Below are 23100 nucleotides of genomic sequence, written 5' to 3'. Positions count from 1 at the left end.
TGATCCGTCCGCCCGTTTTTGTACCCCCCCGGCGCCCCGGCAGCTAAACATAGGCGGCGGGGGCGCCGGCTTATGGCATCCTAAGGAAATGGCCGAATTCAAGCAGTCGCACAAACTCCACAACGTCCTCTATGACATCCGGGGACCCTTGCTGCAGCACGCGCAGCAGATGGAGGCCGCAGGCCACCGGATCCTGAAACTGAACATCGGAAACCCCGCGCCCTTCGGCTTCGAAGCCCCCGAGGCGATCCTGGTGGACATGATGCGCCACCTGCCCACAGCCCAGGGCTACAGCGATTCCCGCGGCATCTTTTCCGCCCGTACGGCCGTAGTGCAGTACTACCAGGGCCGCGGCATCAACAACATCGACGTCGACGACGTATACCTCGGCAACGGGGTCAGCGAATTGATTACCTTGTCGCTGCAGGCGCTGCTGAACAACGGTGACGAGATCCTGGTGCCCGCTCCGGACTACCCGCTGTGGACGGCGTCCGTCTCCCTGGCCGGCGGCACCGCGGTGCATTACATGTGCGACGAGGCCGGGAACTGGTGGCCCGACGTCGACGACATCGCCGCCAAGATCACGGACCGGACCAAAGGCATTGTCCTGATCAACCCGAACAACCCCACCGGCGCGGTGTACCCGGAGCACGTGGTGAAGTCGATCGTGGAACTGGCCCGCAAGCACGGCCTGATCATCTTCTCGGACGAAATTTACGAAAAGATCGTGTACGACGACGCCGTGCACGTGAACTCCGCCGCCCTCACCGGCGACGATGTCCTCTGCCTGACCTTCAGCGGGCTCTCCAAGGCCTACCGGATAGCCGGGTACCGCAGCGGCTGGATGGCAATTTCCGGCCCGAAGCGCGACGCTGCGGACTACATCGAAGGCATTAATCTCCTGGCCAACATGCGCCTGTGCGCAAATGTGCCGGCCCAGCATGCCATCCAGACCGCCCTGGGCGGCTACCAGAGCATCAACGACCTGATCCTGCCCGGCGGGCGGCTGCGCGCCCAGCGGGACAAGGCCTACCAAATGCTCAATGACATCCCCGGGGTCAGCTGCGAACCGGCGCAGGGCGCGCTGTACCTCTTCCCGCGCCTGGATCCGGACGTTTATCCCATCAAGGATGACGAGCAGTTTGCCCTGGACCTGCTCAAGCAGCAGAAAATCCTGATCTCCGTGGGGACGGCCTTCAACTGGGTCCGTCCGGACCACTTCCGGATGGTGTTCCTGCCCAGCGTGGAAGACATCGAGGACGCCATGACCCGGCTGGCCGAGTTCCTGGGCAGCTACAAGCCCTAAGGCCTACTCGCCGGCAGCATGCTCCCGGGCGGCGTCGAGGCGCTTGCGGGCACCCTCGAGCCAGGACTCGCAGCGGGTGGCCAGCAGCTCGCCGCGCTCCCAGAGGGCCAGCGACTCCTCCAGGCTGGCGCCGCCGGTTTCCAGCCGGCCAACCACGGCCACCAGTTCGTCGCGGGCCTGCTCATAGCTCATGGCTTCGATGTCGGCCGGTACTGCGGGTGTTTCACTCATGTCTTGTCCTCTGCTGTTTCTCGGTGCTGGTTTGAAAGCTGGCTGGGCTGGCGCGGACGGCTTGTCCCGTCAGGCGCCCTCGGTGGCGGCCAGTTCGCCCACGGCCACCCGGATCCGCAGGCGTGCCGCCGGCGGGACCGCGGCGGCGTCGCGGACCACGCTGCCGTCTGCCTGGAGCTGGACGACGGCGTAGCCGCGGTCCAGCGTGTTCTGCGGCGACAGGGCCCGCACCTGCGCGCGCAGGGGCCCGATCCGGTCGGCATCCCGGCGCACCTCGGCGGTAACGGATGCCAGTGCCCGGGAACGCAGCCGGGAAATCTCTTCCTCCCGGCGCTCCACCATGGACTGCGGTGCGGCCAGGACGGGGCGGGAGCGGATGTGGTTCAGCCGGTCGGTTTCCCGGCTCACCAGCATGGTCAGTATCCGTCGCAGCTGCGCCCGGGACTGCCGCACACGGGCCAGTTCCTCGCCGACGTCGGGCACTATGCGTTTGGCGGCGTCGGTGGGCGTGGACGCGCGCAGGTCGGCGACCTCGTCCAGCAGGGGCCGGTCCGCTTCGTGGCCGATGGCGCTCACCACCGGGGTCTGCGCCGCGGAGACAGCCCGGACCAGGTCCTCATGGCTGAACGGCAGCAGGTCCTCCAGGGAACCGCCGCCGCGGGCAATGACAATCACGTCCACTTCCGCCATGGCGTCCAGCTCGGCCAGCGCCCGGGTCACTTCGGCCACGGCGTTCACGCCCTGGACCGCGACCTCGCGCACCTCGAACGCGACGGCGGGCCAGCGCAGCGCGGCGTTGCGCATGACGTCCTTCATGGCATCGGAGTTCCGGCCGGTGATCAGCCCGATCCTGCCCGGCAGCAGCGGCAGCGGCAGCTTGCGGTCCTCGCTGAACAGGCCTTCGGCCGCCAGGGCATGCCGCAGCCGTTCAATCCGCGCCAGCAGGTCGCCCAGCCCCACGGGGCGGATGTCCCGGGTCTGCATGGAAAGCCGGCCGGTCTTGACCCAGAAGTCGGGCTTCACCTGCGCCACCACCCGGGCCCCGCGCTCGAGCGGCAGTTCCAGCCTGTTCATCACTGTGCTCCACACCGTCAGCGAGAGCGAGACCTCGGCGTCGACGTCGCGCAGGGTGATGTAAGAGGCGTTGGCGCGGCGGTTGAGCTCAATGACCTGGCCCTCCACCCAGGTGGCGGGCGCGCGGTCAATGTAGCTTTTGAGGTTCTTGGAGAGCAGCGCCAGCGGCCAAGGGTTCTCGGGGGTGGTCTGCGCGGCCGTTGCGGGCAGGGTTGTCTTCTCCGGGGTATTCTCGGGACTCAAAGGTCCGCTGTCGTCTTGCATCTGGATGCTCCCGCGGTGGATTGGAACTGGCTCTCGGGCCGGGATGGAAAACCGGCACAGGCTTAATGTCTATCAGGTGCATCCCCCGGTCCGGTTCCGGCCCTGATCGCAGGCGGGCCGGCGGCAACGGACAAGGAAGCAATTTATGCGCACATTCGCCTCAGCGGTATTCGGACTGCTGGCGGTCCTGCTCACCGCAGCTGCCTTCACGGGAGCATGGCTGAACACCAACGTGGCGTCCGAGGACGGCTTTGCCGCCCTGGGGGAGCCGCTGGCCGAAGACGCGCAGCTCCAGCAGGAACTCGCTGCGGCGATTTCCGCGCGGGCCGCGGAATCCGTGGACCTTCCCGGCCCGCTGGCCGGAATGGTGGAGCCCTTGGTCACCTCCGCCGTCGAAGGCGTCCAGGCGCTGCCGGAATATCCGCAGGCCTGGAACGAGACCCTGCGCCGCTCGCATGCGCTGACCTTCGCCGAGGACGGCGGGTCGGCCGCGGCAGGCACGCTGACCCTCGACGTCGCGCCCCTGGTGTCATTAGTCACCGGAAGCGTGGGCGGGGAACTGAATGTGGACGTTCCGGCGCCCGAGCAGGTGCCGGTGGAGGTCAGTGCCGCGGGGCGGGCGCAGCTGTTGGCCAATGTCCAGCGTGCCGGGGAGGCCTGGCCGGTCCTTGCCCTGGCTGCAGGCGTGGCGGGGATCCTGGCCCTGCTGATTGCCCGGCGCCGCTCCACCACCTTTGCGCTGATCGGCCTGGGCGTGGCGCTCGCCGGGGCGGTGCTGTGGCTGGCTGCCGGGATGTTCCCGGACCGGGTTGCCGCTCAGCAGTTCGGCAGCGCCGTGGCATCTTCCTTTGCCGAGGCCTTCGCCGGCCAGGTGACAGACAGCATGCGCACCTGGACCATCGGGCTGATGCTCGCAGGGGCTGCCGCGCTGGTGGTGGGACTGCTGGCACGGGTGGTCCGCGGCTCGCGGCGGTAGGTCACGCTGTGAGCGTACGCACGGTGTGAAGGCCCGGGAAGGACAGCTATACCCGATAGCATGGGTGCATGACCAGCACTGTAATCTCCGTGCCTATGCCCACCGTGCCCCGGCGGCGCCGCACCCCCGATGAAGTGGCTGCAGCCGCTCCCGTCTACGGGCCCCGGCGCGTGATGCTGGCGGCACCGCGCGGCTACTGCGCCGGAGTGGACCGCGCGGTCATCGCCGTCGAGAAGGCGCTGGAAGCCTACGGGCCGCCCGTTTACGTCCGCAAACAGATTGTGCACAACCTCCACGTGGTCCAGACCCTGGAGGAAAAGGGCGCCATTTTCGTGGACGAGACCGACGAGGTGCCCGAAGGCGCCCGCCTGATTTTCTCCGCCCACGGTGTGTCGCCCGCCGTCGTCCAGTCCGCCAAGGACCGGAACCTGCAGACCATTGACGCCACCTGCCCGCTGGTCACCAAGGTGCACCGCGAAGCCGTGCGCTTTGCCCGCGACGATTTCGACATCCTGCTGATCGGACATGCCGGCCACGAAGAGGTCGAAGGCACGTACGGCGAAGCGCCGGAACACATGCAGATTGTCAACGGTCCCGAAGACGTGGACAAGGTCACCGTACGGGACCCCGAGAAGGTCATCTGGCTGTCCCAGACCACGCTGAGCGTGGACGAAGCCATGCACACCGTGAACCTGCTGCGGGAGCGTTTCCCGTCCCTGCAGGACCCGCCCAGCGACGACATTTGCTACGCCACCTCCAACCGCCAGGCGGCCATCAAGAAGATCGCCCCCGAGGCGGACTTGGTGCTGGTGGTCGGCTCGGCCAACTCCTCCAACTCCGTACGGCTGGTCGAGGTGGCGCTGGAATACGGAGCCAAGGCCTCCTACCGAGTGGACTTCGCCAACGAGGTGGACGAAAGCTGGTTCGAGGGCGTGGCCACCGTAGGTGTGACCTCAGGTGCTTCCGTTCCCGAGAACCTGGTGCAGGATGTGCTCCACCTGCTGGCGCAGTACGGCTACGGCGACGTCGAAGAAGTAGTGACGGCCGAAGAGGACATCATGTTCTCCCTGCCCAAGGAAATCCGCGCCACGCTGAAGGCCATGGGCGACTCCTCCCGCGGACTGGGCGGACGACGCCGCGGGGACGACGTCCAGGGGTAGGTTCGGTTCCGCGGGGCTGGGGGCGGGGGTTAGGGCCAGCGCGTGGGCCAGGGGCGGGTCCAGGCACCGGGGTGCGGGCGCCGGGCCAGCCGCCATGCCAGATGCCAGGGAGTCAGACGCCGGGGTCCTGGTCCCAAGGTTTGCTCCCAGGGTCTTGGACTGCAGCCTAGAATGCCGCAGGTTTCCGCGGATCGTAAGGTCCGCCGGACACTCCGCGACGCGCCGGAAGGCCAGTACCCGTTCGTCCAAGTACTTTTCCACAGGCTCGAAAACACCCGTTGTTACGGCCTTGGGCCGCCGTTACTATCGAACACATGTTCGAATCATTGGAGCTGGCCAACTCCCTTCAGGCTGACGCAGTCAGTCCTCAAATAGTGCCTGTTTCCAGGCTTGCGGCGACACCTTTGGCCTTTGCTCCGGCTCCGGCAAAGGGATCGGCACCGGCACCGGCAAGGGCAAAGCGGACGATCCCAACAACGTCGCCCGGTTCGTCGCCGACGTCCGGACGGTTGGAGGACGTGTCGGACCGCGTAGGCGAAGCTGCGTCAGGCCCGCACGCGGCCCGCGCGGCTGAGGCAGCGTCTGCTGTCGAGGTGGCGTCCTGGTGCCGGGCGCTCGCCTCCGAGGAATCCCTGGCCGCGATTGCTGCTGATTCGGATGCAGGGCTTGTTGACCGGCTCCGTGCTTTGGAGGAGCTGAAGGCTGCTGCGTGTGCGGCGCAGGCGCGGGTCGCGGCAGCATTTGATGTGTCCGTGCGTGCGGCTCATGCCCGGGCCGGGCTGCCCGCGGAGAAACAGGGTGTGGGCGTTGGAGCGCAGGTGGCCTTGGCCCGGCGGGAATCTCCTGCCCGGGGCGGACGGATCCTGGGCTTCGCCAAGGCCCTGACCAGGGAGATGCCGTGCACGCTCAAAGCGTTGTCGGAGGGCCACATCAGTGAGTGGCGGGCGACCCTGCTGGTCCGCGAGACTGCCTGCCTGTCCGTGGCGGACCGGCAACTGGTAGATCAGGAAATCGCCGGGGATCCTGCCGGGTTGGACGGATTGGACGGGTTGGGGGATGGACGCCTGATCGCGAGGATCCGGAAGATCACGTACCGGCTTGATCAGGCCGCGCTGGTGCGGCGGGCGGCGAAGGCGGAGGCGGACCGGTTTGTGTCCTGCCGTCCGGCTCCGGACACCATGACCTACCTGACGGGTCTGCTGCCGGTGGCCCAGGGGGTTGCGGTGTATGCGGCGCTGAGCCGTGCTGCTGATTCGTTGCGGGCCCGGGGTGATGCCCGCGGCCGGGGCCAGATCATGGCCGACACCATGGTCGAACGCATCACGGGCCAGGCAAAGGCTGAGCAGGTGCCGGTGGAGGTGCAGTTGGTGATGACGGACCGAACCTTGCTGGCCGGGGATCGGGAGCCGGCATACCTGGCCGGGTACGGGGTGGTTCCGGCTCCGTGGGCGAGGGAAATGGTGCGTCAGGGCGTCGGGAACCCGGGGAAGCCGCCCTCACATAACGCTTCGGGCGATTCTTCGAACAACTCGTCTGACCCTGCCGGTATCTGGGTCCGCCGCGTCTACACCGCCCCAAGTTCTGGGGAGCTGCTGGCCATGGATTCCAAGGCCCGGTTCGTGCCGGCGTCCCTGGCCCGTCTGGTCACGGCACGGGACCAGACCTGCCGCACCCCGTGGTGTGATGCGCCGATCCGGCACCAGGACCACATCCGGCCGCGCCGTCACGACGGTCCTACGGAGGTGGCCAATATCCAGGGGCTGTGTGAGGCGTGCAACCACGCGAAGGAGGCTCCCGGTTGGAAGGCGACCGTTGTCCATCCGGACCGGCGCCGGGGGCACAGGAAAGATCCGCCGCCATCGCCGTCAAGCACCCCGGTGGCTTCTGCCAGCCACACGGTCGACACCACCACTCCCACTGGCCACCGCTACCGATCGACCGCGCCACCGCTGCCGGGCACTCCGGGCCGTGAGAGTTCCGGCCTCACTCCCGGTATCATTTACTAACGTGGCTCTTACTATTGGCATCGTCGGCCTGCCCAACGTCGGCAAATCAACCCTGTTCAATGCGCTGACCCGCAACAACGTGCTGGCGGCGAACTATCCGTTCGCCACCATCGAACCGAACGTCGGCGTCGTGTCCCTGCCGGACCCTCGCCTGGCCAAGCTGGCCGAAATCCACGGTTCCGCACGCATCCTCCCGGCCACCGTGTCCTTCGTGGACATCGCCGGGATCGTGAAGGGCGCCTCCGAAGGTGAAGGCCTGGGCAACCAGTTCCTCGCCAACATCCGTGAGGCCGAAGCCATTGCCCAGGTTATCCGCGTGTTCGATGACCCCGACGTCATCCACGTGGACGGCAAGGTGGACCCGCGCTCGGACATGGAAACCATCAACACCGAACTGATCCTCGCTGACCTGCAGACGCTGGAAAAGGCGATCCCTCGGGTGGAGAAGGAAGTGAAGATCAAGAAGCGCGATGCTGCGCAGCTGGCTGCCATGCAGGCCGCCCAGGCTGTGCTGGAGCGCGGCGACACGATCTTCTCCTCCGTGGCCAGCGACAAGCTGGACATGGAGCACCTGCGCGAGCTGAGCCTGCTCACGGCCAAGCCGTTCATCTACGTCTTCAACGTGGATGACGCCGTCCTGGGCAACCCGGAGCGCCAGGCCGAGCTGCGTGAACTGGTGGCACCGGCGGACGCCATCTTCCTCGACGCCAAGCTTGAAGCAGATCTGGTGGAGCTGGACGAAGAAGAAGCCCGCGAGATGCTCGAAATGAGCGGCCAGGAGGAATCCGGCCTGGACAAGCTTGCACGCGTCGGTTTCCACACTCTCGGCCTGCAGACCTACCTGACGGCAGGCCCTAAGGAAACCCGTGCCTGGACCATCCGCAAGGGTGACACCGCGCCTCAAGCTGCCGGCGTCATCCACTCCGACTTCCAGCGCGGCTTCATCAAGGCAGAAATCGTGTCCTTCGAAGACCTCGTTGACGCCGGCTCGATGGCTGAGGCCAAGTCCCGCGGCAAGGTCCGCATCGAAGGCAAGGAATACGTTATGGCCGACGGCGACGTGGTGGAATTTAGATTTAATGTATAGATTCTTCGCCTAATTCAATAGAAATGCCGCCCTCCGGAAAACGTATGAGGGCGGCATTTCTTGTTTACGGATCGAGGGTTGTATCGTCACCAGCCTTCGTGGATCTCGTGCGGTACCGCCCACGAGCATTTGAAGAGGAATAGCCAACACGGGTCACGACTTAGTTCGCCTCCGGAGGCCCCGATCCCAGCGGACATTTCCGATCGGGGCCTCTAGCTTTGAGCGAACCATTTACTGAAGGCAGGTCGAATGCGATGCTAGGCACCAACGACTGTTCTCCGTCCGGCCGACAAATCAAGGAGTCTCTATGTGGGGAATAGGGCTTAGACTGCGGGCTGTTTGGCCAAAAGAAATGACCATCCGGATTGATGACCACGCGCAGAACCTGAAGATGCTTCTCTATATCCGAAAGGCATGGATGATCGCCCAGGACATCGAAATTCCGGAACTCAGCCCTGTGCCTGCGACGGGTGCATCGAAGATCCCGGCGTCAGCAAGCCGTGAGGTATGGGATGAACGCTGGAAGCAGCAATGGGACCGCAGCTGGGACTGGTTCAACATAAGCACAGTTCAAAACGAACCGATCTCACAGGAAGAGATGCAAAAACTCTCGAGCCCTGGACAGGAACTCCACCCGATTGTGCCACCATTCTGGCCCGTCGAATACGGCGAGGATGGGGTAGATCTGGTGGCCTTCAATACGTGGGATAAACAGACAACGCCGAACTTTCCTTCCCGGTCCGAACAAGATAGCCTTCCGGCGCTGGTTAAGGCATGGCAAGACGGGCTCACGACGATCATCGTACTGCCCTATTTGGGGTACTTTGCGCAGCGTCTCAACGCCAGTCATCTTGTCATCTCAGCTGAAACCAGGAACGACCCGAAACTCTACACTGAGGCACTCCAAACCAGTCGCTGATACCAAGAAGCGCCCAGGTGGCAAAGGACGGCGGCGCCGCTGGCAGGGTCCGGTGCCGCGCGGCGGCGGCAGGACCTCCGGCGCGGGAGCGGGTTCCGTCAGCGGCCCATGCTGCCGCCGCCGGAGACATTCCTCAGATCAACCGGGACGTAGCGCTCGGCTTCCCCTACCTCGAAGGTAATCTGACTGCGAATGTAAGAGGTTGATCGGCTACGGAACGTGGTGGAATTCCGTTTCAACGTCTAGATTCTTCACCTGAATCAATAGAAATGCCGCCCTCCGTGAAGACGTTAGAGGGCGGCATTTCTATATCGGGGGCAAGCCTGGCACCCGAAAAACCTAGTTTAAACAAGGACGCGGTGCTGCGGGCATCTACCCTGCGAACTCAAAGGCGACGGTGATCTCGGGGTCGATGCTTGTGATGATTCCGGAGTAGAAGGACTTGGCCTTATCTTTCAATTCTGCTTCATTTTCGCTGATGTACTTCTGCTTGTTCTCGTTACTGAGAATGTTGTTGATCATGCGAGTTTGAACGGCTGGCGGTGCCAGCCAGCTAAGCGCGTTGTTGCTCTCGAGGGCGTCCTCGAACACGGGATCGTCAAAGCCGATGCCGATGAATTCAGGCATAGTCACGCGAAACGACCCTGGGCCGGTGGGTTCGATCTTCACCTGTGACCCATCGATGCCTAGTTTCGCGTCGAACTTGTACTGGACTGGCAGCTTCCAGAGGGCATTCGGCTAGGCAACGTAGTGGAGTTCCAGTTCAACGTCTAGCCCTTCGACGTCGAGCGAGCGAATCGAGACGAAACGGACGGAACTTTGTTCCAGGTCGGCACGGAGCGGATACGCCGAGTGATTCGTGCCCGGATGCATACCATCGGCGTATGAGCAGAATCGTGTGGTGGGAAATCGAAACGTCCGATCCTGAGGAGTTCATGCGGTTCCACTCGGAACTGTCGGGATGGTCGTTCGAGCCTGCCTTCGCTGGGACGGAGCTCGGCGCAGACTACTGGGTGATCCACGCTGACGGATCTGAGATCGGAGGCCTCCAGCGAGCCTCAACGCCTGCGACTTCTCCGGCTGCGGGTCCGCGCCTGTACGTAGCGGTCGACGACCTCGAGTCTGCGCTTGATCGAGTCGTTGCCTATGGGGGATCCGTGAAGCGTTCGCGTGTGGAGCTGGGTGGCGACGATCGCTGGTTCGGTATCTACTGCGATCCAACAGGTGTTTCCTTCGGCATGTGGACAGCAAATCCCCTGAGAGCGTGAGGCGCGAAAGACGCTGTTCCAGCTCATCGAGCGCATCAATGACGATCGTGAAGCTGTTGAGATTGTTTCCCCAAAGGGTAGTGCTGTCCTGATGCCAGCCGACGAGTATGCCGCTTGGCAGGAAACCGCGTATCTCTTCCGCTCGCCCGCCAACGCCCGCCGTCTGCTCGACTCCTACGAACGGGCGCGCACAGGTCAGACCGAGGAGCACCCGCTCAACCAAGAGGACTGAGCTTTGATCGTGCTCTTTACAACTTCCCACCTGGTGTGAAGCGAGCCGGGGTGGCACGCGAGAGACCGGCAGGCCGGGGGACAGGCGCCGGCACTGGTGGACGGGCGCGCCCCTAGCCGCTCACCCCGAACGCCTTCCCGACGGCGGAATCGTCTTCGAGAATTTTGAGCATGCAGGCCGCCAGGTCCTTTCGAGGCACAGACCCCCGCAGCTTTTCCGGGTTCCCCACCTCGAGCGCCCGCCAGGTGCCGGCGGGTTCCTTGTTGGTGAGGCCGGTTGGCCGCAGGATGGTCCAGTCCAACCCTGAGTCCGTCACCAGGGACTCCTGCTCATTGTGGTCAGCCAGCGGAGCGGCAAGCGCCACCCGGGTGATCAGTCCCATTGGACCGGGCAGTTGGGATGACGAATTCCCCGCCCCCAACGAGGACTGGACCACGAGTCGCCGCACGCCGGCGTCCTGCATGGCCTTGATGGCAGTTCCGGTCACTGCGGCACGCTGATGCTTCACGCCCCTTGCGCCGCCCACAGTTACGACGACGGCGTCGGCTCCGGTCACGGCGCCGGCAACTACGGCAGGGTCTGTTGCGTCACCGGCGACTGCACGGACGCCCGCAGGCGCGCCGCCGCTTCGCGAGAGGACAGTAACCTCGTGGCCGGCCTCCTGCGCCAAGGACGCCAAATGGGCGCCGGTGCCATGGGATCCGCCCACAATGGTGATTTTCATAGGTCCTCAGTTCGGGTTTCAGCGGGCGGGGGTGCTTCCCATCATCGGGCAAACATCGCGCGAGTCTCGCACTGAACAGCCCAATGTGACATGCCAACGCATGTATTACGCCGCCTGTATGCCAAATCGTTACCGGGAGGTTTTGCCGCACCTAAACCCAAGTGGGGAGCGCCTTTCGCGGCCCTCGGGCGGCACTTGGCGGCCCCGCCCCCGCAAAGCACCCTGTCTTTGTTACCGTCCGGAAACAAGTTGGGCTTATGCTTTTGGCTTTGTGAGTCGGTTCACCATTTGGCGGAGCCGCAACACCGGCGTCATTCACGCCGGAACCGAACAGAACTAGGAGGCGGAATGCGCGTCACACGCACTTCCAAAATGCTGAGCGTAGCGGCCGTTGCCGCACTTGCGCTGAGCGCCTGCGGTGGAGGATCCGACGAATCGGCCGAAGGCTCGGGTGAGACCGAGGGCAACAGCACCGCGATCATCACGGCCAACGGCACCGAACCGCAGAACCCGCTGATGCCCGTGAACACCAACGAAGTTGGCGGCGGACGCATCATGGACCTGCTCTTCGAAGGCCTCGTCAGCTACGACGCCGACGGCAACACTGTTAATGAACTCGCTGAGTCCATCGACACCGAAGATTCCCAGACGTACACCATCAAGGTGAAGGCTGACCAGAAGTTCACCAACGGCGAGGCCATCACGGCCAAGTCCTTCGTGGACGCCTGGAACTTTGGCGCAGCCGCCAAGAACGCCCAGCTGAACTCGTACTTCTTCGAGAGCATCGAAGGCTACGACGAGGTCAGCGCAGAAGGCGCAATGGCCGACACCATGAGCGGCCTGACCGTTGTTGATGACAACACGTTCACCGTGAAGCTCAGCCAGCCCGAGTCCGACTTCCCGCAGCGCCTTGGCTACACGGCCTTCTTCCCGCTGCCGGCTGAAGCCGTCACGGATCCGGCCAAGTTCGGCGAGACCCCGGTCGGCAACGGCCCGTACATGCTCGCCGGCGACGACGCTTGGCAGCACGAGGTCCAGATCGAACTGGTCACCAACCCGGACTACACCGGAAGCCGCGTTCCGCAGAACGGCGGAGTGACCTTCAAGTTCTACTCCTCGTTCGACGCAGCTTACGCTGACCTGCAGTCCAACAACTTGGACATCCTGGACACCATGCCCAATGCTGCCCTGAAGACGTTCAAGACTGACCTGGGTGAAGGCCGCTACTCCGAGAAGGCGTACGCCGGCAACCAGACCATCACCATCCCCGGTTACCTGCCGGCGTTCTCCGGCGAAGCCGGCGAACTGCGCCGCCAGGCCATCTCCATGGCCATCAACCGCGACCAGATCACCGATGTTGTCTTCTCCGGTTCGCGTGAGCCCGCCAAGGAATTCACCGCTCCGGTGATCGAGGGCTACAGCGACAGCGTCCCCGGCAACGAGGTGCTCGAATTCAACGTGGAGAAGGCCAAGGAACTGTGGCAGAAGGCAGACAAGATCTCGCCGTGGCCCGCAGATGAAACCTTCACCATTGGCTACAACGCCGACGCAAACCACAAGGAATGGGTCGACGCCGTCGCCAACGGCCTGAAGAACAACCTCGGCATCAAGGCTGAAGGCAAGCCCTACGCAACGTTCAAGGAACTGCGCGCAGACGCTACCGCCAAGACCCTGACCGGTGCCATCCGCACCGGCTGGCAGGCTGACTACCCGTCGCTGAACAACTTCCTCGGCCCGCTGTACGGCACCGGTGCAGGTTCCAACGACGGCGACTACTCGAGCGAAGAGTTCGACAAGCTGCTGGGCGAAGGCCTTGCCGCTTCCACTCCGGAAGACGGCGCAAAGATCTTCAACCAGGCGCAGGAAGTCCTGCTCAAGGATCTCCCCGTCATCCCGCTGTGGTACCAGGTGGCACAGTCCGGCTGGAGCGAGAACGTGGACAACGTTGAGACCGGCTGGAACGGCGTTCCGGTTTACTACAACGTCACCGCCAAGTAGCAGAATCTAGACCGACCCAACCGGGGCCCGGCCAAAAGGCCGGGCCCCGGCTTGTATTCGGGTTCTTACCCCCAAGAACAGGCATACAAAAAATGCGAGACCACAATCCCCACAAGCTGGCCGGAGGCCACCCCTGATGGCCGGCTACGTCATTCGACGGTTCCTTCAAATGATCCCCGTTTTCTTCGGGGCCACTTTCCTTGTTTACTTCCTGGTGTTTTCCCTTCCGGGCGACCCGATTGCAGCACTCTTCGGAGACAAGCCGGTCAACGAAGCCGTTGCCGCACAGCTGCGCAGCCAGTACAACCTGGACCAGCCCTTCATCGTCCAGTACCTCCTGTACCTGAAGAACCTGGTCACCTTCGATCTGGGCGTTGACTTCTCCGGCCGCCAGGTAACCGACGTCCTGGCCCAGGCCTTCCCGGTCACGATCCGTCTCGCCATCCTGGCGCTGATCTTCGAAGCTGTCTTCGGCATTGCCTTCGGCCTGATTGCCGGCCTGAAGAAGGGCAAGATCTTCGACAGCACGGTCCTGGTTGTTTCCCTGATCGTGATCGCCATTCCGGTCTTCGTGCTGGGCTTCCTGCTGCAGTTCCTGGTGGGTGTGAAACTCCAGTGGACGTCCCCAACGGTGGGCGGCGATGCCGGGTTTGCGGACCTGATACTGCCGGCGCTTGTGCTCGGCCTGGCGTCCTTCGCCTATGTGCTGCGCCTGACCCGCACCTCGGTGATTGAAAACATGAACGCCGACTACGTTCGCACCGCCACGGCCAAGGGCCTTTCCCGCCCGCGCGTTGTCACGGTGCACATCCTGCGCAACTCGCTGATCCCCGTGGTGACGTTCCTCGGAGCAGACCTGGGTGCGCTGATGGGCGGCGCGATTGTCACCGAAGGCATCTTCAACGTCCCCGGAGTGGGACAGCGACTTTACCAGTCCGTCGTCAGGGGAGAGGGTCCCACGATCGTCTCGATCGTCAGCGTTCTCGTTTTCGTCTACGTGATCGCCAACCTCCTTGTAGACCTCCTGTACGCCTGGCTTGATCCGAGGATCCGTTATGAATAAAGACACCACAAGCATCGAGCACTATGTTGCTCCGCTGGAGGAAACCCCTCTGGCCGCAACCGACAGCGTCAAGGATGACGTGCAGCCGCTGAGCCTTTGGGGGGAGGCCTGGCGGAACCTGCGCCGGCAGCCGCTCTTCATCATTTCGGCGCTGCTGATCCTGCTGATCCTCACCGTGGCAGCCTTCCCGGGCCTGTTCACCAGCGCGTCCCCGGACGAAGGCTGCCTGTTGGATAATTCCGACGGCGGACCCGCCGCCGGGCATCCGCTCGGTTACACCTTCCAGGGCTGCGACGTGTACGCCCGCGTTATCTACGGCGCCCGCGCCTCCGTGCTGGTCGGCCTGCTGACCACCATCGCCGTCGTTATCATCGGCGGAATCCTGGGTGCGCTGGCCGGGTACTACGGCGGCTGGCTGGACGCTGTCCTGGCACGCCTCGGCGACATCTTCTTCGCTCTCCCGCTGATCCTCGGCGCCATCATCATCATGCAGCTGCCCGCGTTCCGCGAGAACCGGACCACCCTGACGGTGGTCTTCACGCTGTTGATCTTCGGCTGGCCCCAGGTTGCCCGCATCACGCGCGGCGCCGTGATCTCGGTCCGCAATGCCGACTTCGTAGTGGCCTCCCGCTCACTGGGCGTCTCGAAGTTCTCGGCGCTGATGAAGCACGTCATCCCGAACTCGATGGCACCGGTAATCGTTATCGCCACCATCTCGCTGGGCACCTTCATTGTTGCCGAGGCCACCCTGTCCTTCCTGGGCATTGGCCTGCCGCCCAGCATCATGTCCTGGGGCAATGACATTTCGGCTGCCCAGACCTCGCTGCGGTCCAATCCGTCAACGCTGCTCTGGCCTGCTGCCGCCCTGTCCATTACCGTGCTGAGCTTCATCATGCTCGGTGACGCGGTCCGTGATGCTCTTGATCCGAAGGCGCGCAAACGATGACCACCAATACTGAAGAAACGGCTGTTCAGCCGCTGCTTGAAATCCGCGACCTTGCCATCACGTTTGCCACGGCAAACGGCGACGTCGAGGCCGTCCGCGATGCTCACCTGACCATCATGCCCGGCGAAACCGTGGCCATTGTGGGGGAGTCCGGTTCGGGCAAGTCGACGACGGCCCTCGCGGCCATCGGCCTGCTTCCCGGCAACGGACGCGTCAGCTCCGGACAGATCCTGTTTGACGGCGAAGACATTTCCAACGCCAGTGCCAAGCGGATCCAGGAACTGCGCGGCAACTCCATCGGCATGGTTCCCCAGGACCCCATGTCCAACCTGAACCCGGTATGGAAGATCGGTTTCCAGGTCAAGGAAACACTGCGGGCCAACGGCCTGCCGCACGCTCCGGCGGATATCGCCAAGGTGCTGGAGCAGGCCGGACTGCCCGACGCCGCGCGCCGGGCCAAGCAGTACCCGCACGAGTTCTCCGGCGGCATGCGCCAGCGCGCGCTGATCGCCATCGGCCTTTCCTGCCGGCCGCGCCTGCTCATTGCCGATGAGCCGACGTCGGCCCTGGACGTTACCGTGCAGCGGCAGATCCTGGACCACCTGGGCACCCTGACCGATGAACTGGGAACAGCAGTACTGCTGATTACGCACGACCTCGGCCTGGCCGCAGAGCGTGCACAGAAGGTAGTGGTGATGTACAAGGGCCGCGTGGTGGAAGCCGGGCCGGCCCTCGAAATCCTCACCAACCCGCGCCACCCCTACACGCGCAAGCTGGTGGAGTCGGCCCCGTCGCTGGCCTCCAAGCGGATTGACTCCGCCAAGAGCCTGGGCCTGCAAAGCGCGGACCTGCTGACCTCCGAAGACGAGGACAAGCTGAAGGCCGCGGACAACGTTATTGAGGTCAAGGACCTGACCAAGGTCTTCAAGCTGCGCAGCGGCATTGGCCGGTCCACGGATTTCACCGCCGTGGACAACGTGTCCTTCAACATCAAGCGCGGCACCACCACGGCCGTGGTGGGCGAGTCCGGTTCGGGCAAGTCAACGGTGGCCCGCATGGTGCTGAACCTGGAGACGCCTACCAGCGGTTCCATCCTGTTCAACGGGGTGGACATGACCACGCTGAACAGCAAGCGCCTGTTCGAGTTCCGCCGCCGGGTGCAGCCGATCTTCCAGGACCCGTACGGTTCCCTGGACCCGATGTACAACATCTTCCGCACCATCGAAGAACCGCTGCGGGTACACAAGATCGGCGACGCCAAGAGCCGCGAGGCCAAGGTCCGCGAACTGCTTGACCAGGTGGCCCTGCCGTCCTCGGTGATGCGCCGCTTCCCGAACGAGCTCTCCGGCGGACAGCGCCAGCGCGTTGCGATTGCCCGCGCGCTGGCACTGGATCCCGAAGTGGTTATCTGCGACGAAGCCGTTTCGGCACTGGACGTGCTGGTGCAGGCCCAGATCCTGAACCTGCTCGCTGACCTGCAGTCGGAATTGGGGCTGAGCTACCTGTTCATCACCCATGACCTGGCCGTAGTGCGCCAGATTGCCGACTACGTCTGCGTGATGGAAAAGGGCAAGCTCGTGGAAACCGGTTCCACGGACGCCGTCTTCGACGCGCCCCAGCAGGCCTACACCCAGGCCCTGCTGGCAGCCATCCCGGGCTCACGCCTGGAACTGCCGCCGGCAGTCGCCTAACAGCGCACCGCAGAACTGCACGGAAGGCGGGGAGCCCCAACGGGTTCCCCGCCTTCTGCGTCTGTGCGTCCGGCTGTGCGACCCAGCTGTGAGACCCCGCTGTGAGACCCCCGCCCTGCCCCGGATTTGCGCCCTCGGTGAAGCCGCATTAGGGCAGACATGGTATTGCGACTAGAATGTTAGCGTGCCCGCTGACGGCGGGGCCTTCGGTGGATTCTGACTGGTGATTGAGCAAGAGATTGAATCAGCATTCGTACAGAACAGCCGGATACGCCGGAGCCCCTCCGGTGGAAAAGAAACACCCCGAACTGATCTCCTATGAATTGAGTCCTCACGCATGTCAGAAACCAACACGGCTGTAAACAGCGCAGTGCGAAGCGACCTCCGCAACGTTGCTATTGTGGCCCACGTTGACCACGGTAAGACGACCCTCGTCGACGCCATGCTGAAGCAGACGAACTCGTTTGCTGCCCACGGAGACGTGGAAGACCGCGTGATGGACTCCGGTGACCTGGAGCGCGAAAAGGGCATCACCATCCTGGCCAAGAACACCACGGTGTTCTACAACGGCCCGGCTGCCAACGGCGAAACCATCACCATCAACGTCATCGACACCCCCGGCCACGCCGACTTCGGCGGCGAGGTCGAGCGCGGCCTGTCCATGGTCGACGGCGTTGTGCTGCTGGTGGACGCCTCTGAAGGCCCGCTGCCCCAGACCCGCTTCGTGCTGCGCAAGGCACTTGCCGCGAAGCTGCCGGTAGTCCTGCTGGTCAACAAGACCGACCGTCCCGATGCCCGGATCGACGAAGTCGTCAGCGAGTCCATGGACCTGCTGCTCGGCTTGGCCTCCGACCTCGCGGACGAAGTTCCGGACCTGGACCTTGACCTGATCCTGAACGTTCCCGTTGTCTACGCCGCAGCCCGCGTCGGTGCTGCTTCCCTGGAGCAGCCGGCCGACGGCGAAGCTCCCGCGAACGACAACCTGGAGCCGCTGTTCCAGACCATCCTGGAGCACATCCCCGCTCCCACGTACGATCCCGAAGGCGTCCTCCAGGCGCACGTTACCAACCTGGACGCCTCGCCGTTCCTGGGCCGCCTGGCCCTGCTGCGTATCTTCAACGGCACCCTGCGCAAGGGCCAGATGGTTGCATGGGCCCGCCACGACGGAACCATGAAGACCGTCAAGATCACCGAACTGCTGGCCACCAAGGCTTTGGACCGTGTTCCCACCGAATCCGCCGGCCCCGGTGAAATTGTCGCCGTCGCCGGCATCGAGGACATCACCATTGGTGAAACCCTCACCGACGTGGACAACCCCAAGCCGCTGCCGCTGATCACCGTGGATGACCCCGCCATCTCCATGACCATCGGTATCAACACCTCGCCGCTCGCCGGCCGGGTCAAGGGTGCCAAGGTCACGGCCCGCCAGGTCAAGGACCGCCTCGACAAGGAACTGATCGGCAACGTGTCGCTGAAGGTCCTTCCGACCGAGCGTCCGGACGCCTGGGAAGTACAGGGCCGCGGCGAGCTCGCCCTGGCCATCCTGGTGGAGCAGATGCGCCGCGAAGGCTTCGAACTGACTGTCGGCAAGCCGCAGGTCGTCACCAAGCTCATTGACGGCAAGGTCAATGAGCCGATGGAACACATGACCATCGACGTACCCGAGGAATACCTCGGAGCCGTCACGCAGCTGATGGCAGTCCGCAAGGGCCGCATGGTCAACATGGCGAACCACGGCACCGGCTGGGTCCGCATGGAATTCATCGTCCCCGCCCGCGGCCTGATCGGCTTCCGCACCAAGTTCCTGACGGAAACCCACGGCGCAGGCATCTCCTCGTCCATCGCCGAGGGCTACGAGCCGTGGGCCGGTCCGATCGAATACCGCACCAACGGTTCGCTGATTTCTGACCGCTCCGGCGTTGTTACCCCGTTCGCCATGATCAAGCTGCAGGAACGCGGTTCCTTCTTCGTGGAGCCCACGTCCGAGGTTTACGAAGGCATGATCGTGGGCGAGAACTCCCGCGCCGATGACATGGACGTGAACATCACGAAGGAAAAGCAGCTCACCAACATGCGTGCTGCGTCCTCGGACACCTTCGAGAACCTGACACCGCCGCGGAAGCTCACCCTGGAAGAGTCGCTCGAATTCGCCCGTGAGGACGAATGCGTCGAGGTCACTCCGGAATCGATCCGCATCCGCAAGCTGGTCCTGAACGCCAACGACCGTGCCAAGGCCAACCGCGCACGCGCCAAGGCTTAGTCATCACCGCAACGGCCGACACCGGCAAGAGGCTCCCGCGTTGGCGGGGGCCTCTGGTCGCCGTGCTGGGCGGAATCACGGCGGCTGTCCTCGGCACCTCGCTGCATAACCAGGTGGTGTATGCCGGCGACACCGGGCTTCCGGTCGGCGCAGTGCTGGCGGTGGTGTTCAGCTGCGCTGTGGCGCTGCTGGCCGGCCTTTGGCAGCGCAGCGCAGCGGTCAGTGCCGCCGCCGGCGTCATCACGTATCTGCTGCTGGGGCTGTTCTCCCTGGACCTGCTCAACGAGGCCCCGCTGATCGTGACCGGCGCTGCCGCCGAGGAGCAGCCGCCCGTTGTTACAGCGGGACTGGTGTGGCTGTTCGGCCAGGCCGTAGCCACGGTTGGCGCAGTCCTGGCCTGCACCAGGGTGCTTGCCCGGGACCGGGCCGCCGCCAAGGCTGCCTAGCGCAGCCGGAAAAGCGTGTAAGAGCGGCAAAGGCCGCCGGAACAACTGTTCCGGCGGCCTTTGCCGTTTTTTCTCAGGACCTGCGGGGAGCGCGGCGCGGGGGAGGCGGCGGCACGGTTTTGGCGGCCGTGACCAGCGGGTAGGCAATAACGACGTCGCCGCGCCGGGTCGCAACTGTGCATTCGGTATCGCCCACGGCCCCCAGTGTGCCCAGGGCGTCGGTGAAACCGCCGTCGATCCGGTAGCGCACCACCACGCGGACCCCCGGCTGCAGGCTGCGCAGCAGGGCTGCCGGTTCGGAAAAGTTCATTGAACCATCCTATGCGGCGGGTCCCAGACCGGACCCGGGCCGTGCGCCGGGCCGTCCCGGCTGGGAGATAATGGCTTCGGCTACTAACGTGGAACCAACACCCAGCGGAACCGCCGGCCTCCGGCAGGCGGGACGCAGATCAGGAAGGCAAGGGACGTGACGTACGTAATTGCGCAGCCGTGCGTAGATGTGAAAGACAAGGCATGTATCGAAGAATGCCCCGTGGACTGCATCTACGAAGGTGAACGCTCCCTCTACATCCACCCGGACGAATGCGTGGACTGTGGCGCCTGTGAACCTGTATGCCCGGTAGAGGCCATTTACTACGAGGATGACACCCCGGAGGAATGGGCCGACTACTACAAGGCCAACGTCGAGTTCTTTGATGACCTGGGATCCCCGGGCGGTGCGGCCAAGGTGGGCAACACCCATAAGGACCACCCCATCATCGCTGCCCTGCCTCCGCAGAACCAGGCATGAGCCCGGCAGGATCAAGGGCCTTCGGGCTCGACCTGCCGGAATACCCCTGGGACGCCATGGCCCCGTACCAGCGACGGGCCGCAGAGCACCCTGAGGGTGCCGTGAACCTCTCCATCGGCACGCCCGTTGACCCGACCCCCGCCGTCGTCCGCGAAGCCCTCAGCGCCGCCGCTGACGCGCCGGGTTACCCCACCACCCACGGCACCGCAGACCTGCGGAACGCAGTGGTCGAGTGGTTCGCCCGGCGGCGCGGGGTGCCGGGCCTGGACCCGGCGGACGTGCTGCCCACCATCGGCTCCAAGGAACTGGTGGCCTGGCTGCCGTTGCTGCTGGGGCTGGGGGAGGGGGACGTTGTGGTCCGCCCCGTGGTTGCCTATCCCACCTACGACATGGGGGCGGTCTTTGCCGGGGCGACGGCGGTGGCCGCCGACAACCTTGACGAACTGGACGGGGAAACCCGTTCCCGCGTGCGGCTGATCTGGGTGAACTCCCCGGGCAACCCCACCGGCATTGTGCGGACTGCGTCCTCGCTGCGCACCCTGGTGGAGCAGGCCCGGGAAATCGGCGCCGTGGTGGCCTCCGATGAGTGTTATGCCGAACTGGGCTGGGGCCCCTGGGACCCCGCACGCGGCGGTGAACCGGTGCCCAGCATCCTTGACCCCCGCGTCAGCGGCGGCAGCAGCAATTCCCTGCTCGCCGTGTACTCGCTGAGCAAGCAGTCCAACGTGGCCGGCTACCGGGCGGCGTTCACCGCCGGCGATCCGGCGATCATCGCCAATATGGTCAACAGCCGCAAGCATGCCGGAATGATTGTCCCTGCCCCGGTGCAGGCTGCCATGGCGGCAGCACTGCGCGACGACGAGCATGTGGCCCAGCAGAAGGACCGTTACCGGGCCCGCCGCGAACAGCTGGTCCCGGCGCTGGAGGGCTTCGGGTTGAAGATCGAGCATTCCGAGGCCGGCCTGTACCTGTGGGCAACCGCCGGTGAAGACACTTGGACAACGGTCTCCCGTTTCGCGGACCTGGGAATTGTTGTTGGTCCCGGTGTTTTCTACGGTGATGCCGGTGCGGGATATGTCCGCATCGCGCTGACCGGTTCGGATGCCGATATCCGTGCCGCGGCGGACCGGCTCTTGGCCGCGGCGGAATTGGACCGCGGGCGGCCCCGGCAGGAATAGTATTAGGCACTGCACCGGAATACCGTCCGTGCCTATGTTGCGCTTGTACAACGGTGCCCGCTCCGATTAGTGGTAAGGGCACTGATACCGGTAGCGTTTTAGCGAAATAGTTTAGCGGAATGCACTATGTCCCGTCGGAAGCGGCTACATAGCGGCGGTTTCGAAAACTCCTAAAGGAGACTTAATGACTGAGCAACCCAGTGCCAAGCTTCAGTACGGGGCAAACCCGGAAGACGAGCTTGTGCTGCCCCGCGTTGCCGCAGCGGAGGGAAACGACGGACTCGACGTTTCCAAGCTGCTGAAGCAGACCGGCACCGTTACGTTCGACCCCGGGTTCATGAACACCGCGGCCACCACATCCGCCATCACGTACATCGACGGCGACCAGGGGATCCTGCGCTACCGCGGCTACCCGATTGAGCAGCTGGCCAAGCACTCGAGCTTCCTCGAGACGTCCTACCTGCTGATCTACGGGGAACTGCCGACGCCCGCCGAGCTGGAGAACTTTGACCAGCGGATCCGCCGCCACACCCTGCTGCACGAAGACCTCAAGGGCTTCTTCGGCGGCTTCCCCCGCGACGCCCACCCGATGCCGGTGCTGTCCTCGGCCGTGAGCGCGCTGTCCACGTTCTACCAGGACTCGCTGGACCCGTTCGACGAAGAACAGGTGGAACTGTCCACCGTCCGGCTGATGGCCAAGCTGCCGGTCATTGCTGCGTACGCGCACAAGAAGTCCATCGGCCAGCCGATGCTCTACCCGGACAACTCCATGAACCTGGTGGAGAACTTCATGCGGCTCTCCTTCGGCCTGCCGGCCGAGCCGTATGAAATCGATCCGGACCTGGTGAAGGCCCTGGACCTGCTGCTGATCCTGCACGCGGACCACGAGCAGAACTGCTCCACCTCCACTGTGCGCCTGGTCGGCAGCTCCAACGCGAACATGTTCGCGTCCGTCTCCGCCGGCATCAGTGCACTCTTCGGCCCGCTGCACGGCGGCGCGAATGAAGCAGTGCTGAACATGCTCCGCGACATCCAGGCCACGGGCATGCAGCCGGAAACCTTCATGGAGAAGGTCAAGAACAAGGAAGACGGCGTGAAGCTCATGGGCTTCGGGCACCGCGTCTACAAGAACTACGATCCGCGGGCGAAGATCGTCAAGGCCACCGCCCACGAAATCCTGTCCAAGCTCGGCGGCAACGACGAGCTGCTGGATATCGCCATGCGCCTGGAAGAGAAGGCCCTGGCCGATGATTACTTCATCGAGCGCAAGCTGTACCCGAACGTCGACTTCTACACCGGCCTCATTTACAAGGCCATGGGCTTCCCGGAGAAGATGTTCACCGTCCTCTTCGCCATCGGCCGCCTGCCGGGCTGGATTGCCCAGTGGCGCGAAATGATGCAGGATCCCCAGACGAAGATCGGCCGCCCGCGCCAGCTGTACACTGGCGCCCCCGAGCGGAACTACCCGCAGCGCTGATTGT

The 23100-nt window shown here is 64.3% G+C and carries 21 protein-coding genes and 1 pseudogene; 17 read left to right on the top strand and 5 right to left on the bottom strand.

Features of this window, described 5'->3' with window-relative positions; genetic code table 11:
• Positions 1 to 88 precede the first annotated feature (88 nt).
• On the top strand, positions 89 to 1306 hold the full coding sequence (locus tag LOC57_RS00985; protein WP_227912903.1) for a pyridoxal phosphate-dependent aminotransferase: 1218 nt from the start codon (positions 89 to 91) through the stop codon (positions 1304 to 1306).
• 3 nt (positions 1307 to 1309) lie between these two features.
• Here LOC57_RS00985 and LOC57_RS00980 read toward each other — a convergent pair whose 3' ends face one another.
• Positions 1310 to 1537, bottom strand: a complete 228-nt coding sequence (locus tag LOC57_RS00980) for an exodeoxyribonuclease VII small subunit (protein ID WP_227912905.1) — start codon at positions 1535 to 1537, stop codon at positions 1310 to 1312.
• A 69-nt stretch (positions 1538 to 1606) separates the two neighbouring features.
• Positions 1607 to 2875 (bottom strand): exodeoxyribonuclease VII large subunit, encoded by a 1269-nt coding sequence (gene xseA, locus LOC57_RS00975; RefSeq protein ID WP_229957590.1) that lies wholly within the window; start codon positions 2873 to 2875, stop codon positions 1607 to 1609.
• Positions 2876 to 3020: 145 nt separating this feature from the next.
• Between xseA and LOC57_RS00970 the strand changes: the two genes are divergently transcribed.
• The 5 genes from LOC57_RS00970 to LOC57_RS00950 all read left to right on the top strand — a co-directional run bounded on the left by LOC57_RS00970 (position 3021) and on the right by LOC57_RS00950 (position 9023).
• A complete protein-coding gene (locus LOC57_RS00970; protein WP_229957588.1) occupies positions 3021 to 3851 on the top strand; it encodes a hypothetical protein in 831 nt (276 codons plus the stop codon).
• Between the two features lie 68 nt (positions 3852 to 3919).
• Positions 3920 to 5011 (top strand): 4-hydroxy-3-methylbut-2-enyl diphosphate reductase, encoded by a 1092-nt coding sequence (locus tag LOC57_RS00965; RefSeq protein ID WP_227925051.1) that lies wholly within the window; start codon positions 3920 to 3922, stop codon positions 5009 to 5011.
• A 518-nt stretch (positions 5012 to 5529) separates the two neighbouring features.
• Positions 5530 to 7017, top strand: coding sequence for an HNH endonuclease (locus tag LOC57_RS00960; protein ID WP_229957586.1), 1488 nt, complete (start codon positions 5530 to 5532; stop codon positions 7015 to 7017).
• Position 7018: 1 nt separating this feature from the next.
• A complete protein-coding gene (gene ychF / locus LOC57_RS00955; RefSeq protein ID WP_227925049.1) occupies positions 7019 to 8104 on the top strand; it encodes a redox-regulated ATPase YchF in 1086 nt (361 codons plus the stop codon).
• 352 nt (positions 8105 to 8456) lie between these two features.
• On the top strand, positions 8457 to 9023 hold the full coding sequence (locus LOC57_RS00950; RefSeq protein WP_227913590.1) for a hypothetical protein: 567 nt from the start codon (positions 8457 to 8459) through the stop codon (positions 9021 to 9023).
• A gap of 372 nt (positions 9024 to 9395) precedes the next feature.
• Here LOC57_RS00950 and LOC57_RS00945 read toward each other — a convergent pair whose 3' ends face one another.
• Positions 9396 to 9692 carry a hypothetical protein gene (locus LOC57_RS00945; protein ID WP_229957584.1) on the bottom strand — a complete coding sequence of 99 codons (297 nt, stop codon included), beginning with the start codon at positions 9690 to 9692 and terminating at the stop codon, positions 9396 to 9398.
• A gap of 215 nt (positions 9693 to 9907) precedes the next feature.
• Between LOC57_RS00945 and LOC57_RS00940 the strand changes: the two genes are divergently transcribed.
• Positions 9908 to 10291 carry a VOC family protein gene (locus tag LOC57_RS00940; RefSeq protein ID WP_229957582.1) on the top strand — a complete coding sequence of 128 codons (384 nt, stop codon included), beginning with the start codon at positions 9908 to 9910 and terminating at the stop codon, positions 10289 to 10291.
• A gap of 10 nt (positions 10292 to 10301) precedes the next feature.
• Positions 10302 to 10523 (top strand): annotated as a pseudogene (locus LOC57_RS00935) (type II toxin-antitoxin system Phd/YefM family antitoxin); the annotation flags it as partial.
• 112 nt (positions 10524 to 10635) lie between these two features.
• Here LOC57_RS00935 and LOC57_RS00930 read toward each other — a convergent pair.
• Positions 10636 to 11247, bottom strand: a complete 612-nt coding sequence (locus LOC57_RS00930) for an NAD(P)-dependent oxidoreductase (RefSeq protein WP_229957580.1) — start codon at positions 11245 to 11247, stop codon at positions 10636 to 10638.
• 348 nt (positions 11248 to 11595) lie between these two features.
• Between LOC57_RS00930 and LOC57_RS00925 the strand changes: the two genes are divergently transcribed.
• From LOC57_RS00925 to LOC57_RS00900, 6 genes are all read left to right on the top strand, one after another.
• On the top strand, positions 11596 to 13245 hold the full coding sequence (locus LOC57_RS00925) for a peptide ABC transporter substrate-binding protein (protein ID WP_227913594.1): 1650 nt from the start codon (positions 11596 to 11598) through the stop codon (positions 13243 to 13245).
• 136 nt (positions 13246 to 13381) lie between these two features.
• Complete coding sequence (locus LOC57_RS00920; protein ID WP_227913595.1) at positions 13382 to 14308, top strand: ABC transporter permease; 927 nt, start codon at positions 13382 to 13384, stop codon at positions 14306 to 14308.
• Positions 14301 to 15254 carry an ABC transporter permease gene (locus tag LOC57_RS00915; RefSeq protein ID WP_227913596.1) on the top strand — a complete coding sequence of 318 codons (954 nt, stop codon included), beginning with the start codon at positions 14301 to 14303 and terminating at the stop codon, positions 15252 to 15254. The genes LOC57_RS00920 and LOC57_RS00915 overlap by 8 nt, the downstream gene beginning before the upstream one ends.
• Entirely contained in the window at positions 15251 to 16945 is a 1695-nt protein-coding gene (locus LOC57_RS00910) for an ABC transporter ATP-binding protein (RefSeq protein ID WP_227913597.1), read from the top strand. Before LOC57_RS00915 ends, LOC57_RS00910 begins: the two co-directional genes overlap by 4 nt.
• Before the next feature lie 337 nt (positions 16946 to 17282).
• A complete protein-coding gene (gene typA, locus LOC57_RS00905) occupies positions 17283 to 19205 on the top strand; it encodes a translational GTPase TypA (RefSeq protein WP_227913598.1) in 1923 nt (640 codons plus the stop codon).
• 62 nt (positions 19206 to 19267) lie between these two features.
• The gene (locus LOC57_RS00900; protein ID WP_227913599.1) at positions 19268 to 19651 is read left to right on the top strand and encodes a hypothetical protein; all 384 of its coding nucleotides are present in this window, start codon (positions 19268 to 19270) and stop codon (positions 19649 to 19651) included.
• Positions 19652 to 19724: 73 nt separating this feature from the next.
• Here LOC57_RS00900 and LOC57_RS00895 read toward each other — a convergent pair whose 3' ends face one another.
• Entirely contained in the window at positions 19725 to 19961 is a 237-nt protein-coding gene (locus LOC57_RS00895) for a putative acetyltransferase (protein WP_227913600.1), read from the bottom strand.
• A 156-nt stretch (positions 19962 to 20117) separates the two neighbouring features.
• Here LOC57_RS00895 and fdxA point away from each other — a divergent pair, with 156 nt between their 5' ends.
• The 3 genes from fdxA to LOC57_RS00880 all read left to right on the top strand — a co-directional run bounded on the left by fdxA (position 20118) and on the right by LOC57_RS00880 (position 23096).
• Complete coding sequence (gene fdxA, locus LOC57_RS00890; protein WP_227903680.1) at positions 20118 to 20441, top strand: ferredoxin; 324 nt, start codon at positions 20118 to 20120, stop codon at positions 20439 to 20441.
• Positions 20438 to 21619, top strand: a complete 1182-nt coding sequence (gene dapC, locus LOC57_RS00885; RefSeq protein WP_227913601.1) for a succinyldiaminopimelate transaminase — start codon at positions 20438 to 20440, stop codon at positions 21617 to 21619. The genes fdxA and dapC overlap by 4 nt, the downstream gene beginning before the upstream one ends.
• A 184-nt stretch (positions 21620 to 21803) precedes the next feature.
• Complete coding sequence (locus LOC57_RS00880; protein WP_227913602.1) at positions 21804 to 23096, top strand: citrate synthase; 1293 nt, start codon at positions 21804 to 21806, stop codon at positions 23094 to 23096.
• Positions 23097 to 23100 lie beyond the last annotated feature (4 nt).

The sequence above is a fragment of the Arthrobacter sp. zg-Y750 genome (genome assembly GCF_020907365.1).
Lineage (GTDB): Bacteria > Actinomycetota > Actinomycetes > Actinomycetales > Micrococcaceae > Arthrobacter_B.
This window is presented reverse-complemented; position numbering and strand designations above follow the sequence as displayed.

Bases quoted from the DNA above. Each gene is read 5' to 3' on its own strand.
- LOC57_RS00985 (WP_227912903.1), top strand. From the start codon at position 89: ATGGCCGAATTCAAGCAGTCGCACAAACTCCACAACGTCCTCTATGAC.
- LOC57_RS00980 (WP_227912905.1), bottom strand. From the start codon at position 1,537: ATGAGTGAAACACCCGCAGTACCGGCCGACATCGAAGCCATGAGCTAT.
- xseA (WP_229957590.1), bottom strand. From the start codon at position 2,875: ATGCAAGACGACAGCGGACCTTTGAGTCCCGAGAATACCCCGGAGAAG.
- LOC57_RS00970 (WP_229957588.1), top strand. From the start codon at position 3,021: ATGCGCACATTCGCCTCAGCGGTATTCGGACTGCTGGCGGTCCTGCTC.
- LOC57_RS00965 (WP_227925051.1), top strand. From the start codon at position 3,920: ATGACCAGCACTGTAATCTCCGTGCCTATGCCCACCGTGCCCCGGCGG.
- LOC57_RS00950 (WP_227913590.1), top strand. From the start codon at position 8,457: ATGACCATCCGGATTGATGACCACGCGCAGAACCTGAAGATGCTTCTC.
- LOC57_RS00940 (WP_229957582.1), top strand. From the start codon at position 9,908: ATGAGCAGAATCGTGTGGTGGGAAATCGAAACGTCCGATCCTGAGGAG.
- LOC57_RS00930 (WP_229957580.1), bottom strand. From the start codon at position 11,247: ATGAAAATCACCATTGTGGGCGGATCCCATGGCACCGGCGCCCATTTG.
- LOC57_RS00925 (WP_227913594.1), top strand. From the start codon at position 11,596: ATGCGCGTCACACGCACTTCCAAAATGCTGAGCGTAGCGGCCGTTGCC.
- LOC57_RS00920 (WP_227913595.1), top strand. From the start codon at position 13,382: ATGGCCGGCTACGTCATTCGACGGTTCCTTCAAATGATCCCCGTTTTC.
- LOC57_RS00915 (WP_227913596.1), top strand. From the start codon at position 14,301: ATGAATAAAGACACCACAAGCATCGAGCACTATGTTGCTCCGCTGGAG.
- LOC57_RS00910 (WP_227913597.1), top strand. From the start codon at position 15,251: ATGACCACCAATACTGAAGAAACGGCTGTTCAGCCGCTGCTTGAAATC.
- typA (WP_227913598.1), top strand. From the start codon at position 17,283: ATGTCAGAAACCAACACGGCTGTAAACAGCGCAGTGCGAAGCGACCTC.
- LOC57_RS00895 (WP_227913600.1), bottom strand. From the start codon at position 19,961: ATGAACTTTTCCGAACCGGCAGCCCTGCTGCGCAGCCTGCAGCCGGGG.
- dapC (WP_227913601.1), top strand. From the start codon at position 20,438: ATGAGCCCGGCAGGATCAAGGGCCTTCGGGCTCGACCTGCCGGAATAC.
- LOC57_RS00880 (WP_227913602.1), top strand. From the start codon at position 21,804: ATGACTGAGCAACCCAGTGCCAAGCTTCAGTACGGGGCAAACCCGGAA.